Origin of the sequence: Alistipes sp. cv1 (assembly GCF_900240235.1) — a bacterium.
Classification (GTDB): domain Bacteria; phylum Bacteroidota; class Bacteroidia; order Bacteroidales; family Rikenellaceae; genus Alistipes_A; species Alistipes_A hominis.
The window spans coordinates 345366-363091 of record NZ_OEPW01000002.1 but is presented as its reverse complement, the minus strand read 5'-3'; the positions used below and the strand labels follow the sequence as shown (position 1 = coordinate 363091).

Genomic DNA, 17726 nt, shown 5'->3' with positions numbered 1-17726 from the left:
AAAAAAGAGATTTTGTCCGGAAAGTTATATCTTTGTATATCGTAATCATTTGATAAACTCAACGTCGGAAACTATGAACAACCCGATCCGAATACTGCTGACGGCCGCGCTGTGCTTATTGACCGTCCATACGAGCTTCGCCCAGCAGGCCATACAGTCGCTCGCCGGAACATGGCGTTTCGCGCTCGATCCCGAAAACCGGGGAACCGACGGTTGCTGGTTCAATACGCGGTTGGCCGAATCCGTAACGCTTCCCGGCTCGTGCGAACAGAACGGTTTCGGCGTCAGAGCCGTTGAGCCGACCGTCGGGAAGCTGACCCGCGTCGTACGATACGAAGGGAAAGCGTGGTATCAGCGAGATTTCGACGTTCCGCAGAAGTGGGCCGGCAAACGAATCGAACTGTTGCTCGAACGCTGCCACTGGGAGTCGAACGTCTGGATCGACGGCAAGTCTGTCGGCACGCAAAACAGCCTGTCGGCGCCGCACCTGTACGACCTGGGCGCACTGTCGCCCGGCCGGCACACGCTGACCGTCTGCATCGACAACACGTATAAAATCCCGATCGGAACCTGGGCGCACGCGATCACCGAAGACACGCAGGGGAACTGGAACGGGATCGTCGGCCGCATCGAACTGCGGGCCACCGACCCGGTTTGGATTCGCGACGTGCAGGTTTTCGAAGACCATTTGCAGGTCAAATTAGGGAACAATACCGGGAAACCGGTATCCGCGACCGTGCAAGGTTCCTCCTGCTCCATTCCGGCCGGCGGAATCTCGGTAAAGCTGCCGTTCGCGCCGAACGCAAAGGCGTGGGACGAATTTTCGCCGGCGTTGCACGAACTGGACGTCGTGCTGAAAGCCGGGAAATACGGCGACCGCAAAACCGTTACGTACGGATTGCGGAAACTCGGCACGAAAAACAAACAGTTCACGGTCAACGGCAGGCCGACGCTGATGCGCGGCCCGGTCGACGAATGCGTCTACCCGCTGACCGGTTATCCGCCGATGGACAAAGCGGCATGGATGCGGGTGCTGTCGATCTGTAAATCATACGGGTTCAATTACATGCGTTTCCACTCGTGGTGTCCGCCGGAAGCGGCGTTCGCTGCAGCCGACGAATTGGGCTTCTTTTTCCAGGTCGAAATCCCGCTGTGGACGATGGACGCCCCGCATTTCGGACAGCATCCCGAACGCGACCGGTTCATCGTCGACGAACTGGATCGCATTCTGGAAGCCTATGGCAATCACCCGTCCTTCGCGCTGATGGCAATGGGTAACGAATCGGCCGGAACGCTCGGCGAACTGGTGCAGAAAGGACGTTCCGCCGATCCGCGGCGGCTCTACCGCTGTGAAAACGGCGACACGGAACAGGACGGCGATTTCTTCGAAACCGGACAACGCGGCATCGCAGGCCCGCGTACCGACTGGGACCGCTGGTCTGCCGGGGGATGGATCGCGGGCGGCGAGAACGACGGCGTGAACCGTACGACCGGCGCTCCCGTTCCGACGCTATCGCACGAAGTGGGCCAATGGGCCATGTACCCCGATTTCGACGAGATCGACAAATATACCGGCACGCTGCGCGCATACAATTACGAAGGATATCGCCGTTCGCTGGCCGAACGCGGAATGCTCGACCAGAACAAGGATTTCGCCCGGGCCAGCGGCCTGTTCAGCGTGCTGCTCTACAAGGACGAAATCGAAGCCAGCCTTCGCACCTATCCGCACGGAGGATTTCAGATTCTCGAAGCCCGCGACTACCCGGGGCAGGGCACGGCCATCGTCGGATGGCTCGACGCGTTCTGGGATTCCAAAGGACTGATCGAACCGAAAGAGTTCCGCCGTTTTTGCGGCCCGACGGTAGCTCTGCTGCAAATGCCGAAACGGGTTTACACCTGCGACGAAACGTTCAAGGCCGTTGCCGAAATCTCAAATTACGGCCCGAAAAACCTACCTATCAAACCGGAATGGACGCTCGCCGACGAGAGCGGCCGGACGATAGCCGGCGGCTCGTTGCCGGCGACCGTCGCCGAGACGGGAAAAGTCTCCGGACTCGGAGAAATCTCCGCCCCGCTGCGAACGGTCGCTGAGGCGGCACGCCTGACGCTGACGCTGAAAGCCGGCGGCACGTCGAACAGTTGGAACATATGGGTCTATCCGGCCCGGCAGCCGGAAACGCCGGCCGGAGTACGGATCGCCTACGAATACGATCGGACGACCCGCGACGCGCTGGCGCGCGGCGAACGCGTACTGCTGTTTTCCGACCCGACCAAAGGACTTTACAAAATCGACCGAGTGATGCTCGGGCCGGATGAAATCCGCCTGTTCGAAGTAAAACCGGGGCAGAATGCACTGGAGGGAACCTTCATGCCGGCATTCTGGAATATGCGGCTGTTCAATCAGGTAGGAACGCTCGGCATCCTTTGCGATCCGGCGCATCCGGCGTTCGACGGATTCCCGACCGAGGCGCACAGCGACTGGCAGTGGGCCGACCTGCTCGGACGGTTCTCGGCCGCCGAATCGTTCCGGACGGCCGGAGCTCCGCCGTCCTATTGCGACGAACGCGAAAAAACATGGGGCGACGTGCGCAATCGGTCGAAGGCGATCGTACTGAACGGCACGCCGGACGATTACCGCCCGATCGTACAGGTGATCGACAACTACGAACGCAACTACAAACTGGGTTCGATTTTTGAAACACGCGTAGGGCCGGGCAAACTGCTCGTCTGCGCGATGGATCTGGATACCGACGCGGCGAACCGGCCGGCGGCCCGGCAGTTGAAAAGCAGCCTGCTGAATTACGCGGCCGGCGACCGGTTCGACCCGCAGTTCGAACTGCCGGAGGAACTGCTGGAACGGGTACTTACTTTCGAAGACGAAAAATAAAACGAACGGAATATGAAAATCGTAATCGCCGGAGTCGGCGAAGTGGGCAGCCACCTGGCCAAAATGCTGGGCAGCGAATACCACGAAATAACGGTCGTCGACAACGACCCGAAACGGCTCGAGTCGATCGCCGGAATGGTGGACGTCATCGTCGTCGAAGGGGATTGCACGACTTTTGCGACCCTGAAAAAAGCGGCCGTCCGCAAAGCCGACCTGTATATCGCCGTACTGCCCGAAGAGACTTCGAACGTCGTGTCGGCGATGCTGGCCAAACAGCTCGGCGCCCGTAAAACGATCGCGCGGATCGACAACAACGAATACCTCGAACCGAACAACAAGGAGATGTTCATCAACATGGGCATCGACTACCTTTTCTATCCGGAGAAAGCCGCGGCGCAGGAGGTCATCAACCTGCTGGGGCATACCAGCACGACCGAATACGTCGACTTCTCGGGCGGCAAACTCTCGCTGGTAGTCTTCAAGATCGACGCCGCGTCGCCGCTGATCGACAAGTCGCTGATCGAGATCACCGGCGACCGCGACAGCCTGCCTTACCGCACGGTCGCCATTTCGCGCGACGGCGAAACGATCATCCCGCGCGGCAACGACCGGTTCCAGGAGGGCGACAACATCTATGTGATCGCGAACCAGAGCGCGGAAAAAGAGGTCGTCGCTTTCTCGGGCAAGACCGACATCGACATCAAGAACATGATGATCCTCGGCGGCAGCAAAATCGGGGTGCAAGTAGCCTCCGAACTGCAGGACGAAGTGAACATCAAACTGGTCGACTACACGCCCGAAAAAGCCTACAGACTGGCCGAACAGCTCGAAAGGACGCTAATCATCAACGAGGACGGACGCAATACCGACGCCATGATCGAAGAGGGCCTCAGCAACATGGACGCTTTCCTGGCCGTCACCGGGCGCGCCGAAACCAATATCCTGGCGGCAATGCTGGCCAAACGCCTCGGCGTAAAAAAAGTGATCGCCGAAGTGGAAAACCTCAACTACATCAACCTGGCCGAGAATATGGGTATCGACACGATCATCAACAAAAAACTGATCATGGCCAGCAACATCTTCCGGTTCACGATGAGCACCGACGTGCAGGCGATCAAGTGCCTGACCGGATGCGACGCCGAAGTGCTGGAATTCATCGTCAAACCGAATTCGCCGGCCACCAAGGGAAAAATCAAAGACCTCGATTTCCCGCACGACGCGATCATCGGCGGGATCGTCCGCGGCGACAAAACGTTCATCGCCGTCGGCAATATGGAGATCAACGCCTACGACCGCGTGGTGGTCTTTTCGCTGCCGTCGGCCATCTCGCGGATCGGCAAGTTCTTTAACTGACGATCCGTTTTTTTGATTATTTTGCACCCCCGTATTCCCGTCGAACGGAATACGATCCTGTAAAACAACGACTTTACCAATTATGCCTCTGCTCACACAGCTCGTACGCCTGTTTTTCCTACGCCGCCTACGGGAAATCGACCGCTTCCGGTCGCACCCTGCGGAAGTACAGCAACTACAACTGCAAAAACTGCTGCGACAGGCATCCGCAACCGCTTTCGGAAAGGAATACCGTTTCGACGAGATCCGCGACGGACGTCAATTCGGCGAACGGATTCCCGTGACGGACTACGCGGCGTTCGGCAGCTACATCGACCGTATCCGCCGCGGCGAGAACAACGTCACGTGGCCCACGGACATCCGCTGGTTCGCCAAATCGTCCGGAACGACCGCATCGAAAAGCAAATTCATCCCGGTCAGCCGCGAAGGTTTGCGGAATTGCCATTTGCGGGGTCCGATGGACATCGTCTGCATGGTCGCCGACCGCTATCCGGAAAGCCGCGTATTTTCGGGCAAAACGCTGACGCTCGGCGGCAGCCACCGGCTCGAAAATACCGGAGGGACGGCCCAGGAAGGCGACCTGTCGGCCATCCTGATCGAGAATACCCCGCGATTCGGCCTCCGGATGCGGGTTCCGAAACCCGAGACGGCGCTGATCGCCGATTTCGAACGGAAAGTCGAAGCGATCTGCCGGGAAACCGTCTCGCAGAACGTCACCTCGTTCGCCGGCGTCCCGTCGTGGAATCTCGTGATGCTGAAAAAAATACTCGAATATACCGGCAAGAACAACATCCTGGAGGTATGGCCGAACATGGAACTGTTCGCCCACGGCGGTATGAACTTCAAACCCTACCGCGAGCAGTACCGCCAGATCATCCCGTCCGACCGGATGAAATACATCGAAACTTACAACGCCTCGGAAGGCTTTTTCGCCATCCAAGACGATCCGGCGACCGACGACATGCTGCTGATGCTCGACTACGGGGTCTACTACGAATTCCTGCCGATGCAGCACCTGAACGATCCGTCGCGCGCAGTCCCGCTGGAAGGGGTCGAACGCGGCGTGAACTACGCCCTGATCATCTCGACCTGCAACGGCTTGTGGCGGTATATGATCGGAGACACGGTCGAGTTCACCTCGCTCGCCCCGTACAAGATCAAAATTACCGGCCGCACCCGCCATTTCATCAACGCCTTCGGCGAAGAGGTGATCGTCGACAACGCCGAAACGGCGCTGCAGGCCGCGTGCGAAGCCACCGGCGCCCGGATCGCCGAATATACGGCCGGCCCGGTCTACATGACCGGCCAATCCAAAGGATCGCACCAGTGGATCGTCGAGTTCAGCGTGCCGCCCGCCGACACGGAACGCTTTGCCGACGAACTGGACCGCGCGTTGCAGCAGGTCAACTCCGACTACGAAGCCAAACGTTTCAAAGATACCACGCTGCTGCGCCCCACGCTGACCGTCGCGCCGGAAGGCACTTTCTACCGCTGGATGAAAGAGCGAGGCAAAGTCGGCGGCCAAAACAAAGTCCCCAGACTCTACAACGACCGCACTTATATCGACCAATTAATCCGCCTGCTATGAACGAAATGAAATCCGCCGTTATCGTCGGGACGGCCTATCCGTACCGCGGAGGGCTGGCCGGAATCAACCAGACGCTGGCCCGCACGTTCATCCGTTGCGGCATTCGCTGCCGGATTTTCACATTCACGGTGCAATATCCTTCTTTTTTATTCCCAGGTAAGAGCCAGTATGCGGACGGCCCGGCGCCGGAAGGACTCGACATTACGCGGATGCTGAATTCGGTCAATCCGTTGAGTTGGATCCGCACCGGTCTGAAAGTACGGCGCGAACGGCCCGACGCGGTGATCGTTCGTTATTGGATTCCGCAAATGGCCCCGGCCCTGGGCACCGTATGCCGGATCGCGCGGCGAAAAGGGATCAAAACCATCGCGCTGCTCGACAACGTCGTTCCGCACGAAAAACGGCCGATGGACACGCTGCTGACCCGTTACTTCCTCGGATCGATCGACGGGTTCGTCTACATGTCCGAACAAGTGCACAGCGACCTGCAGTCGTTCCGACCGGACAAACCGGCCGTCTTCTCGCCGCATCCGATGTACACGAACTACGGCGAAAAAATCGAACGGGAAGAGGCCTGCCGCCTGCTGCGGCTCGACCCCGGACTGCGCTATACGATGTTTTTCGGTTTCATACGAGACTACAAAGGACTCGACCTGTTGCTCGACGCATGGGCCCTGCTCAGCGAACAGGGCAAAACAGCCGGACACCGGCTGATCATCGCCGGCGAATATTACAGCGGCAAGGAAACTTACATGAACCAGATCGAACGGCTCGGGATCGGGGACGAGATGATTCTGTTCGACTACTTCGTGGCCGACGAAGAGGTGGCCCGTTTCTTCTCGGTCAGCGACCTGGTCGTACAACCGTACCGTAGCGCCACGCAAAGCGGCGTAACGCAGGTGGCTTACTTTTTCGACGTCCCGATGGTCGTGACCGGCGTGGGCGGACTGCGCGAGATCGTCCCGGACGGAGAGGTCGGTTTCGTGGTCGACCCGAAACCGCAGGCCATCGCCCGGGCGATCGACCGTTACTACTCCGAAAACCTGTCCGAAAAATTCAGGGAGAACATCCGCAACTACAAAGTCCGATTCACCTGGGAACGGATGGCCGAAAATTTTCAAAAGCTTTACCGGACGATCTGCGAAAACGCGAAAAAAACCGAGAAAGCCGGATAAACCGGATAAAAATAATAAATTTGCAAAAATGTGTTTCCCGGAAAAAGATCCGGGCACCTCGAAAAATTTGAAATGTATATCGCCATTGCCGGAAATATCGGGTGCGGAAAGACCTCGCTGACCAAGATCCTCTCCGAAAGAACGGGCGCCAAAGCCTATTTCGAGGAGAGCGACAACCCGTATATCGGCGATTTCTACGACGACATGAACCGCTGGTCGTTCAACCTGCAGATCTACTTCCTGGGACAGCGCATCCGGCAAGCCAAAGAGATCTTGGCTACCGGCAGCGACCTGATCCAGGACCGTACGATCTACGAAGACGCGTATATTTTCGCCGCCAACCTGCACGAAAGCGGGCTGATGACCACGCGGGATTACAATACTTACCTGAAAATCTTTGACCTCGCAACGGGACTGATCGCCCGGCCCGATCTGCTGATCTACCTGAAAGCGAGCGTACCGACGCTGATCCACCAGATCCGCAAACGCGGCCGCGCCTACGAGATGAGCATACAGGAAGAGTACCTCGAACGGCTGAACCGGAAATACGAAGAGTGGATCGGCCGCAACTACGACGGAGAAATTCTGACGATCGACGTGGACCACACCGACTTTATCGCCGATCCGTCGTCGCTGGACGATCTCGTGTTACGGATCGGATCGTTCAAAAATACCGAAAAGGAATGACCCTGCCGCTGCCCGAACTTTTTCGCAGCCGGACGACGGAGTCGCTCGGGACTTCCGAAGCGGAACGATTGTTCGCCGCGCTGGACAACGGCGAATCGCCGGTCAGCATCCGTTTCAACCCCTACAAAATCGGGTCGCAACCCGGAGGCAGGCAGGTTCCGTGGTGCCGTTACGGCTACTACCTTGACGAACGCCCGCAATTCACGCTCGACCCGGCGTTCCACGGCGGCGCCTATTACGTCCAGGAAGCCAGTTCGATGTTCCTCGAAGCAATTTTCAGGCAGATTTTCGAGCCGGACGCCGCTCCCAGGATACTCGACCTGTGCGCGGCCCCCGGCGGCAAGACGACGCTTCTTTCGACCCTGGCCGGAGCCGAAGGCCTGGTCGTCGCCAACGAGGTGATCCGCCAACGGGCTTCGGTATTGGCCGCAAATGCGGTCAAATGGGGGATCGGAAACATCGTGGTGACCAACAACGACCCGGCGCATTTCGCCCCGTTCGAACACTATTTCGACCTGATCGCCGTGGACGCTCCGTGCTCGGGCGAAGGCATGTTCCGCAAAGATCCGGCGGCGCGCACCGAGTGGAGCGAACAGGGCGTCAAACTCTGCGCGGCACGCCAGCGACGCATCCTCAGCGACATCTGGGGTTCGCTGCGTCCCGGCGGAATCCTGATATACAGCACCTGTACGTTCAACGCCGCAGAAAACGAAGAAAACATCGCCTGGCTGTGCGGCGAATACGACTGCGAACCGGTCGAAATCGCCGTCGATCCTTCATGGGGCGTCGTAAAAGGAGAAACGGACGGGATCAATACGTTCCGGTTTTATCCGCACCGGGTGAAGGGAGAAGGCTTTTTCGCAGCCGTAATCCGCAAAAGCGACGGACGGCGGCGGGAACGTACGCCGAAGCCGCGCAAAGCGATCTTTTCGGCGCTCAATCGCCCCGAAACCGACATCCTGTCGCAATGGGTGGCCCAACCCGAATACATGCGCTTCGCGAAGGTCAACGGCACCGCCTACGCCTACTACCGGGAAGCGTTCGGAGCCGTCCGGCAGATTTCCGAGAGTCTGACGGTCATCCATTCGGGCATTCCCGCCGGACAGCTCTTCGGCGCGAAATTCAAACCCGAACATGCGTTGGCCCTGTTCCACGACGTATCGCGCGAAACGGTTCCGCAGGCCGAGTTCGACCTGCCGCAGACTCTCGATTACCTGCGTAAAAACGAAATCGACCCATCCCTGTTGCAGGAAGGCATCAACATGGTCTGCTACAACGGCCTGCCGCTCGGATGGATCAAACGGATCGGCGGACGGTGCAACAACCTCTATCCGAAAGAATCCCGGATCGCCGCGCTTTAAAAACCACCCGGTAAACGGCAGACGCAAAAAAACCGCGCGGATCCCTTCCGGAACCCGCACGGCGGCATTTATAAACAATTATTCCTAAGAATCAAACCAACTCGATACCCGCTTCGGAACATTCGCGGCGCATCGATTCCGGCCAGATACTGCTTTGTATCTCGCCGATGTGGGCTTTGCGCAGCAGGTACATGCACAACCGCGACTGCCCGATCCCGCCGCCGATCGTGCAGGGCAACTCCCCGGCCAGCAGCTTTTTATGAAAATAGAGATCGCGTTTGGCCTGTTGCCCGCGTATTTCGAGCTGCCGCGCCAGCGACGTCTCGTCCACGCGAATCCCCATGCTCGACACCTCGAAAGCGTTTCCGAGCACCGGATTCCACAGCAGCAGGTCGCCGTTCAGCCCGTTGTAACCCTCTTCGTTCGGCGTACTCCAGTCGTCGTAATCCGCGGCGCGGCCGTCATGCGGCTCGCCGTCCGAAAGGGCCGCGCCGATCCCGATCACGAATACGGCGCCGTATCGCCGTACGATCTCGTTCTCGCGCTCTTTCGGTTTTTTGCCGGGATACAGGTCGAGCAACTGCTGCGCATGGATGAAATGGATCTCCTCGGGCAGCGACGGAACCAACTGCGGAAACTCGACGTACAATTTGTTTTCGGTCACTTTGATCGCCTCGTAGATACGGCGCACCGTTTGTTTCAGGAAAGCGATGTTGCGCTGTTCGCGCGTGATCACCTTCTCCCAATCCCACTGGTCGACGTACAGCGAATGGATATTGTCCAGCTCTTCGTCCGGACGCAGCGCGTTCATATCGGTATAAATCCCGCGGCCGGGAGCCACTTTCATTTCGCCTAACTTCAGTCTTTTCCATTTGGCCAGCGAATGCACCACTTCGGCGCGTTGCTCGTTCATATCGCGGATCGGAAACGAAACGGGACGTTCCACGCTGTTCAGGTCGTCGTTGATCCCCGTTCCGGTCAGTACGACCATCGGGGCCGTCACCCGCAGCAGAGCGAGCTGTGCGGACAGGTTCTCCTGAAACATATCCTTTACATGCTTGATCGCCTTTTCGGTGTTCTCGACGTTTTCGAGCAGGTTGCGGTATCCGGAAGGTTTTATCAATGTCATCTTATCGGGCGTTTACGGTTATTTGACAACGATCAGGAAATAGTTCTTTTTTCCCTTTTGCACGAGCAGGTATTTACCGGAGATCAGGTCGGAGGCCGAAACGATCGCATCGACCGCGGTAACCTTCTCTTTGTTGAGCGATATGCCGCCTCCCTGGATCAGCTTGCGGGCTTCGCCTTTCGACGGGAAAACCGACGCATGTTCGGTGCACAGAGCGATGAAATTCACTCCGCCGGCAAGCGTCGAAGCCGGCACTTCGAACTGCGGAACTCCGTCGAAAACCTGTAGGAACGTCCGCTCGTCGATCCGGCGCAACGCATCGGCCGTCGCATTTCCGAATAGGATACCCGAAGCCTCGACCGCCTTGCGGTACTCCTCCTCGGAATGAATCATGCAGGTAATCTCGCGGGCCAGCGTCTTCTGCAACTCGCGCAAATGGGGCGCCTCCCGGTGCGCGGCGATCAGCGCATCGATCGTTTGCCGATCGAGCATCGTGAATATCTTAATATAACGTTCGGCATCTTCGTCGCTGACGTTCAGCCAGAATTGGTAGAACTGGTACGGCGACGTATAACGCGCATCGAGCCATACGTTCCCGGCCTCGGTTTTGCCAAATTTCGTCCCGTCCGCCTTCTTGATCAGCGGGCAGGTCAGCCCGAACGCTTCGCCGCCTGTTTTGCGGCGAATCAACTCGGTTCCGGTGGTGATATTTCCCCATTGGTCGGAACCGCCCATTTGCAATTTGCAGTTCTTATGCTGATAAAGATGCAAAAAATCGGTTCCTTGCACCAGTTGGTACGTAAATTCGGTGAACGACATGCCGTCGCCCTCGCCGCTGAAGCGCTTCTTGACAGAGTCTTTGGCCATCATGTAGTTGACCGTAATGCATTTGCCGATGTCGCGAATAAATTCCAGGAACGTGAAATTCTTCATCCAGTCGTAGTTGTTGACCAGTTCGGCCGCATTCGGAGCATCGGACTCGAAGTCGATCAGGTGACTGAGCTGCCTTCTGATCCCCTCCTGGTTGCGACGCAGGGTCTCCTCGTCGAGCAGGTTGCGCTCAAGCGACTTGCCCGACGGGTCGCCGATCATGCCGGTAGCCCCGCCCACCAGGAAAATGGGCTTATGCCCGCACCGCTGGAAGTGTTTAAGGATCATAATGCTGACAAGGTGCCCGATATGCAGCGAGTCCGCCGTCGGGTCGATTCCGACGTAAGCCGTCGTCATCTCCTTGTTCAATTGCTCCTCGGTTCCCGGCATGATATCGTGCACCATGCCCCTCCATTTGAGTTCCTCTACAAAATTCATCGGTTTTATGTGCTTTTAGCAGATTTTTAGTGGATCGTTCGCGGCCGGCTGCCGCGATCCGTGCAAAGGTAGTCAAATTCCGCGAAACACAACAATTTCGGGAAAGCCGCTATTCGATATCGAGGTCGAGGTCGCGACGGAGTTTGGCGACCAGCGGATTTTTTTCGGTCAGGTAACGCAGCCGGTCTTCGACTTTGATCGGTTTCAGGCCGGTCTTGTTTTCGCTGATCTCGACCTGAAATTCAATCGCCGAGCGGACATCGCCCAAGTCGCAAAGCCGTTTGCGGATATCGGTCAGGTGATTGGTCACCTCGTCGTACAGCGATTCGTTCGGCACTTTCAGAAGAATCCGGTTCCCGCGTATGCTGACATCCTGGAACGCGATCCCCAGCCGGGGCCGCTCCGCAAGCAATTCGCGGGTCAGCAATTCGCATCCCTGTTGCAAACGGGATTCGACATCCTCTTCGACCGCTTCATCCGCATCGGGCAGGTTCTCCGGATCTTCCGCCGGATCGGCATCTCCCGAAACGGGCGCGGCGGGGCGGCTCGTATTCAGCAACGACAGGATCGAACGGCCGGACAGCGAAACGCCCCCCGTCGTCGGCGCGGGACGGGACGGCCCCGGTTCGGCTTTTCCGGCGGGGCGGGACTGCGAAACGGCCGACGCAGGCGGCGAAGCAACAGGAACAGGGGAAACCGGCTTACGGGTTTCGCGGCCGGGATCCGGTTTTTCCGCAGCAGTCCCGGCAAGTGCCGACGACGGTTGTCCGTCCCGCGGCGGGACTACGGTCGCTGCGGCCGGCGCAGGCTGTCGCGCGGAACCGTCCGGAACGTTCCGGGAACCGCCCAGATCGGGCAGCGACGGCGTCAGGGCTTCGTCATTTTTTTTTTGACCGAGTCCGCAAAGTTTCATCAGACCCAGTTCGACATGCAATCGTTGGTTGGTAGCCGTCCGCAGCGACGCGTCGACCGCCGTCAGCAGATTGATCCCCTCGAACAGCAGCGGCACCGGACATTGTGCGGCCTGCGTCCGGTAACGTTCGGCCACGCTGCCCGTCACCTCAAGCAGCGGCAACGTCTGCGGATTCTTGCACATCAGCAGGTCGCGGAAATGGCTGTTCAGCCCCGCCACGAAAGTCTGTCCGGAAAAACCCTTGCGCAACACCTCGTCGAAAAGCAGCAAAGCGTTCGTATAGTCTCCGGCCAGGATCTGTTCGGCGATCGTAAAATAGGTATCGTAATCGAGCACGTTGAGCGTCGCGGCCACCTGGGCGACCGTCAGATTCTGCCCGCAGAACGAAACCACCTTGTCGAACATCGACAGCGCGTCGCGCATTCCGCCGTCGGCCTTGCGGGCGATCAGGTGCAGCGACTCGTCGTCGTAGGTCACTCCTTCCTGCGAAGCGATGTATTTGAGGTACTCCACGCCGTCCTCGACGCGAATCCGGTTGAAATCGTAAATCTGACAGCGCGACAGGATCGTCGGAATGATCTTGTGCTTTTCGGTCGTAGCCAAGATAAACACGGCATGTGCGGGCGGCTCTTCGAGCGTTTTCAGAAACGCGTTGAACGCCTGCACCGACAGCATGTGCACCTCGTCGATGATATAGACGCTGTAACGACCGATCTGCGGCGGAATACGCACCTGGTCGGTCAGGTTGCGGATATCGTCCACCGAGTTGTTCGACGCGGCGTCCAGTTCGTGGATATTGAACGACCGGCCCTCGTTGAACGCACGGCACGATTCGCACTCGTTGCAGGCTTCGGCGTCGGGCCCCGGATTCAGGCAGTTGATCGCTTTGGCGAAGATCCGCGCGCAAGTCGTCTTGCCGACGCCGCGCGGCCCGCAGAACAGGTACGCATGCGCCAACTGGCGACGGCTGATCGCATTCTTCAGCGTCGAGGTAATATGCGACTGTCCGACGACCGATGCGAAGGTCGCCGGACGGTATTTCCGGGCCGATACGATGAAATTATCCATAATTTTCCTTTCCGGAAACAAAGATACGAAATTCGACCGGAATCGACAAGGCGGGTCGCTTTTTCTATTTCAGACGGGCGTATATGACTACGTTGTTATCCTCGTCGTCGAGTTCGGCATCCAGTCGCCGGATCTTTTCGACCGCCTGCGGATCGGCGTCGTATCCCGCATCGAGAATCCCTCGCAAAGACTTTTTGAGCGTAATGGCCGGAACGTTCCAAAGAAAATAGCCGTCCTGCAAATGACCGGGCCAGACGGCGATATCGGCCAGTTCATCCAGTTTCAGTTTGAAATAAGCCCCGGTAAGGTCGTTTTTATCGACCAGAAAGAATACGGGAGCCGACGAAGTAAAAGAGTGCGCCCCGGTTTGTTCCATGGTCTGGCTAAACGACGCCCAGAAATAATCGCCCGTCTCGGCGTACTTCGGATAGATCGGCTTCCGTTCGGCAAGATGCCGAACGGCAAATACGGGCACCAGGCGGTTGGCCTGCGGATCGTAATAACGCAACGAATCGGGCCGGTGACCGTCGGAATACATCAGAACGGGTTCGAAACGGGTTGCGCTTCCGGACGCCATTTCATTCCCGAAATCCGCCTTGATCCGGAAGGGGGCCGCATCGATCCGGGCGACCACGTTTCCCTGCATATCTTGGTTCCAGACGAAACTTTCGATTCCCGCGTTTTCGAACGGCAGGACGCTTACCGAAACCGTCGAGTCGGGGTTCGCCCGGAAAATCCCTTTCGGAGACCTGCAAGGCAACGGTATCGACGGCAGCGACGACCCGTCGAGCCCGAAGACCAAAATCCGGTCGCTTTGCCACGGCAGGATAAACACGCGGCCGGAGCCCTCGTCGATCTGAGCCCAGTAAATGTTGCGGTATTCGTTGGGACCGCGCCCCTGCGTCCCGATATCGTTCAGGAATTTCCCATTCCCGTCGAACAGTTTGAAAGAGGCCGGTTCGTAGCCTACGACCCCGATGTAATTTTCGGAAACGAACGTTTTGGACGGCTTGAAAAATGCCTCGGGACGGGTTTCCAGTTTTACGATCCTCAGTTTTTCGGCGGTCAGTTCGCTCAGCGGGAGGTCGATCGTATCGCGGATCTTGTTCAGGTCGCAGACGACCACGGTATCCGCACCGATCACCACCCGCTCGGCCACGCCGTCGGAAACGGCAGCCGGCCGGCCGCAGCCAGCCGAAAAAGCCGAAAACGCCGCAACGGCGAACCAACGGACGACGACGCGTCCGGCATGCTCCGAATGAAAAAACGCATTTGCCATAATCTGAAGTTTTTAGGTTATTAGAACCCGGACAATCCGGACCCGTTTATCGTTTTTCTCCTTTCCCGTTCGACGCGAGTAATTCATTATTTATCAGCGTGATAATTCAATAACGTAAATATAACTATTATATTTTGGACAAACGATCGAAAATAGTTTAGAAAACAAATCCGTAGCATTCCGGAAAACAGGAAGGACCGTCCTGTCATTTAGGCAGGATTTATGCCACGGATATGTCTTCCGGACAGTTCGTTCTGTCATTTTTGTCCGGTATTCTGCGTCATTTTTTCACAAACCGTTCTCTGGCAGCCATTTTGCTGCTTTCCTGAAAAAACGGATAAAACACGAAAATAAAAGGAGAATAAGATATGAACATCAACAGTTTGACAATCAAAGCGCAGGAAGTCCTGCAAAGCGCCATGAACCTCGCGTCGGGCAACGGCAACCAAGCCGTCGAACCGATGCACATTCTGAGCGCCATTGTCGCCGAGGACGACAGCCTGGGCGTATTTCTGCTACAAAAACTCGGCGTAAACGTCGGGGCGCTGCGAAGCGTACTGAAACAACAAATCGACCGGCTGCCGAAAGTCGAAGGCGGCGACCCCTATTTTTCGCGCGAAAGTTCCGCGGTCATTCAGAAAGCCTCGGATTTCACGAAAACGTTCGGCGACAAATACGCCTCGGTCGAACACCTGCTGCTCGGTATCATCGCCGAAAAAGGGGAGGCCGGACGGCTGCTGAAAGACGCCGGCGCGACCGAAAAAGAACTGATCGCGGCGATCAAAGAGCTGCGCAAAGGTTCGACCGTCGACAGCCAGACCAGCGAGCAGGAGTACGACGCGCTCGGCAAATACGCGATCAACCTGAACGAACAGGCCCGCAAAGGCAAACTCGACCCGGTGATCGGCCGGGACGAGGAGATCCGGCGGGTACTGCAAATCCTGTCGCGGCGAACCAAAAACAACCCGATCCTGGTCGGCGAACCGGGCGTCGGCAAAACGGCCATCGCCGAAGGAATCGCGCACCGGATCGTCGACGGCGACGTCCCGGAGAATCTGCGAAGCAAACAGGTTTATTCGCTGGATATGGGCGCGCTGATCGCCGGAGCGAAGTACAAGGGCGAGTTCGAAGAGCGGCTGAAAGCCGTGGTCAAAGAAGTAATTTCGGCCGAAGGCGAGATCCTGCTGTTCATCGACGAAATCCATACGCTGGTCGGAGCCGGCAAAGGCGACGGCGCGATGGATGCGGCCAACATCCTGAAACCGGCGCTGGCGCGGGGCGAGTTGCGCGCGATCGGCGCCACGACGCTGGACGAGTTCCAGAAATATTTCGAACAGGACAAAGCGCTCGAACGGCGTTTCCAGAAGGTAATGGTCGACGAACCGACGACCGTGGACGCCATTTCGATTTTGCGGGGCCTGAAAGAGCGTTACGAAAACCACCATAAGGTGCGGATCAAAGACGAGGCGATCATCGCGTCGGTCGAACTGTCGCACCGGTACATCACGTCGCGCTTCCTGCCCGACAAGGCGATCGACCTGATCGACGAAGCGGCGGCCAAGCTGCGGCTCGAAATGAACTCCGTGCCCGAAGAGATCGACGAACTCGACCGGAAGGTACGCCAATTGGAGATCGAGCGCGAAGCGATTCGCCGCGAGAAGGACAAGGGTCGGATCGAAGAGCTGACGCGCGAGATCGACGAACTGAACGCCAAACGCACGACCCTGCGCGCCAAATGGCAGAGCGAACGGGATATTTTAGAGAAGATACAGAAGAACAAACAAATGCTCGACGATCTGAAGGTTCAGGCCGCCGAAGCCGAACGCAACGGCGACTACGGCCGCGTGGCCGAGATCCGTTACGGCAAAATGCGCGAGACGGAGACCGAGATTCAGAAACTGCAGGCCGAAGTGAACAAAAACGCCGAGGCCGGGGCGATGATCAAAGAGGAGGTCGATGCGGAGGACATCGCCGAAGTGGTCGCCCGCTGGACGGGCATTCCGGTCAGCCGGATGCTGCAGAGCGAACGTGAGAAGTTGCTGAAGATGGAGAGCGAGCTGCACGACCGGGTAATCGGACAGGATCAGGCGATCGCGGCCGTTTCGGACGCCGTGCGGCGTTCGCGGGCCGGGTTGCAAGATCCGCGCCGGCCGATCGGATCGTTCATCTTTCTGGGCACGACCGGCGTCGGCAAGACCGAGTTGGCCAAAGCGCTGGCCGAATACCTGTTCAACGACGACACGATGATGACGCGTATCGACATGAGCGAGTATCAGGAGCGGCACAGCGTATCGCGGCTGATCGGAGCGCCTCCGGGATACGTCGGTTACGACGAAGGCGGTCAACTGACCGAAGCCGTGCGGCGGAAGCCCTACTCGGTCGTACTGCTCGACGAGATCGAGAAAGCGCATCCGGACGTGTTCAACATCCTGCTGCAAGTGCTCGACGACGGCCGGCTGACCGACAACAAAGGCCGCACGGTCGATTTCCGCAACACGATCATCATCATGACGTCGAACATCGGTTCGCACATCATTATGGACCGGCTGTCGAAATACACCGACGATACGCCGCCCGAAAGCGTGCTCGAAGAGACTAAAAAAGAGGTTTTCGACCTGATGAAACAGACGATCCGGCCGGAGTTCCTGAACCGTATCGACGAGATCGTGATGTTCACGCCGCTGACCCGCGACGACGTACGCCAGATCGTCGTGCTGCAAATTCGCCAAATCAACGAAATGCTGGCCCAGAACAGCATCGCACTGCAGGTGACCGACAAAGCGATCGACTGGCTCGCCGCAGAAGGGTACGACCCGATGTTCGGCGCACGTCCGGTCAAACGGACGCTGCAACGGTACCTGGTCAACGAACTCTCGAAAGAGATCCTGGCCGGCCAGGTAGACCGCAACAGCACGATCACCGTCGACGCCGACGCCAAAGGATTGGTTTTCAAAAACTGATCATCCGGCGTTGCCGCA

At 57.9% G+C, this 17726-nt stretch carries 11 protein-coding genes; 7 read left to right on the top strand and 4 right to left on the bottom strand.

Annotated elements, in window-relative coordinates; genetic code table 11:
- Positions 1-73: 73 nt before the first annotated feature.
- The 6 genes from C1A08_RS05875 (at position 74) to C1A08_RS05850 (ending at position 9051) form a co-directional block, all read left to right on the top strand.
- Complete coding sequence (locus tag C1A08_RS05875) at positions 74-2887, top strand: sugar-binding domain-containing protein (RefSeq protein WP_101572021.1); 2814 nt, start codon at positions 74-76, stop codon at positions 2885-2887.
- 12 nt (positions 2888-2899) lie between these two features.
- The gene (gene trkA, locus C1A08_RS05870) at positions 2900-4240 is read left to right on the top strand and encodes a Trk system potassium transporter TrkA (protein ID WP_101572019.1); all 1341 of its coding nucleotides are present in this window, start codon (positions 2900-2902) and stop codon (positions 4238-4240) included.
- A gap of 82 nt (positions 4241-4322) precedes the next feature.
- Positions 4323-5828, top strand: coding sequence for a GH3 auxin-responsive promoter family protein (locus C1A08_RS05865; protein WP_101572016.1), 1506 nt, complete (start codon positions 4323-4325; stop codon positions 5826-5828).
- Complete coding sequence (locus tag C1A08_RS05860; RefSeq protein WP_306345973.1) at positions 5825-7003, top strand: glycosyltransferase; 1179 nt, start codon at positions 5825-5827, stop codon at positions 7001-7003. The genes C1A08_RS05865 and C1A08_RS05860 overlap by 4 nt, the downstream gene beginning before the upstream one ends.
- 72 nt (positions 7004-7075) lie before the next feature.
- A complete protein-coding gene (locus C1A08_RS05855; RefSeq protein ID WP_055202901.1) occupies positions 7076-7690 on the top strand; it encodes a deoxynucleoside kinase in 615 nt (204 codons plus the stop codon).
- Positions 7687-9051: a methyltransferase RsmF C-terminal domain-like protein gene (locus C1A08_RS05850; RefSeq protein WP_101572014.1), complete on the top strand. Its 1365-nt coding sequence runs from the start codon at positions 7687-7689 to the stop codon at positions 9049-9051. Before C1A08_RS05855 ends, C1A08_RS05850 begins: the two co-directional genes overlap by 4 nt.
- Before the next feature lie 91 nt (positions 9052-9142).
- Here the strand turns inward: C1A08_RS05850 and asnA are convergent, their stop codons facing one another.
- From asnA to C1A08_RS05830, 4 genes are all read right to left on the bottom strand, one after another.
- Positions 9143-10180 (bottom strand): aspartate--ammonia ligase, encoded by a 1038-nt coding sequence (gene asnA / locus C1A08_RS05845; RefSeq protein WP_101572012.1) that lies wholly within the window; start codon positions 10178-10180, stop codon positions 9143-9145.
- Positions 10181-10198: 18 nt separating this feature from the next.
- A complete protein-coding gene (gene tyrS / locus C1A08_RS05840; protein ID WP_153497732.1) occupies positions 10199-11488 on the bottom strand; it encodes a tyrosine--tRNA ligase in 1290 nt (429 codons plus the stop codon).
- Between the two features lie 109 nt (positions 11489-11597).
- Positions 11598-13469: a DNA polymerase III subunit gamma/tau gene (locus C1A08_RS05835; protein ID WP_101572008.1), complete on the bottom strand. Its 1872-nt coding sequence runs from the start codon at positions 13467-13469 to the stop codon at positions 11598-11600.
- 64 nt (positions 13470-13533) lie between these two features.
- Positions 13534-14748 carry a 6-bladed beta-propeller gene (locus C1A08_RS05830; protein WP_101572006.1) on the bottom strand — a complete coding sequence of 405 codons (1215 nt, stop codon included), beginning with the start codon at positions 14746-14748 and terminating at the stop codon, positions 13534-13536.
- Positions 14749-15116: 368 nt separating this feature from the next.
- On the opposite strand from C1A08_RS05830, the gene clpB reads away from it, so the two are divergent.
- Entirely contained in the window at positions 15117-17708 is a 2592-nt protein-coding gene (gene clpB / locus C1A08_RS05825) for an ATP-dependent chaperone ClpB (protein WP_055202892.1), read from the top strand.
- Positions 17709-17726: the final 18 nt, after the last annotated feature.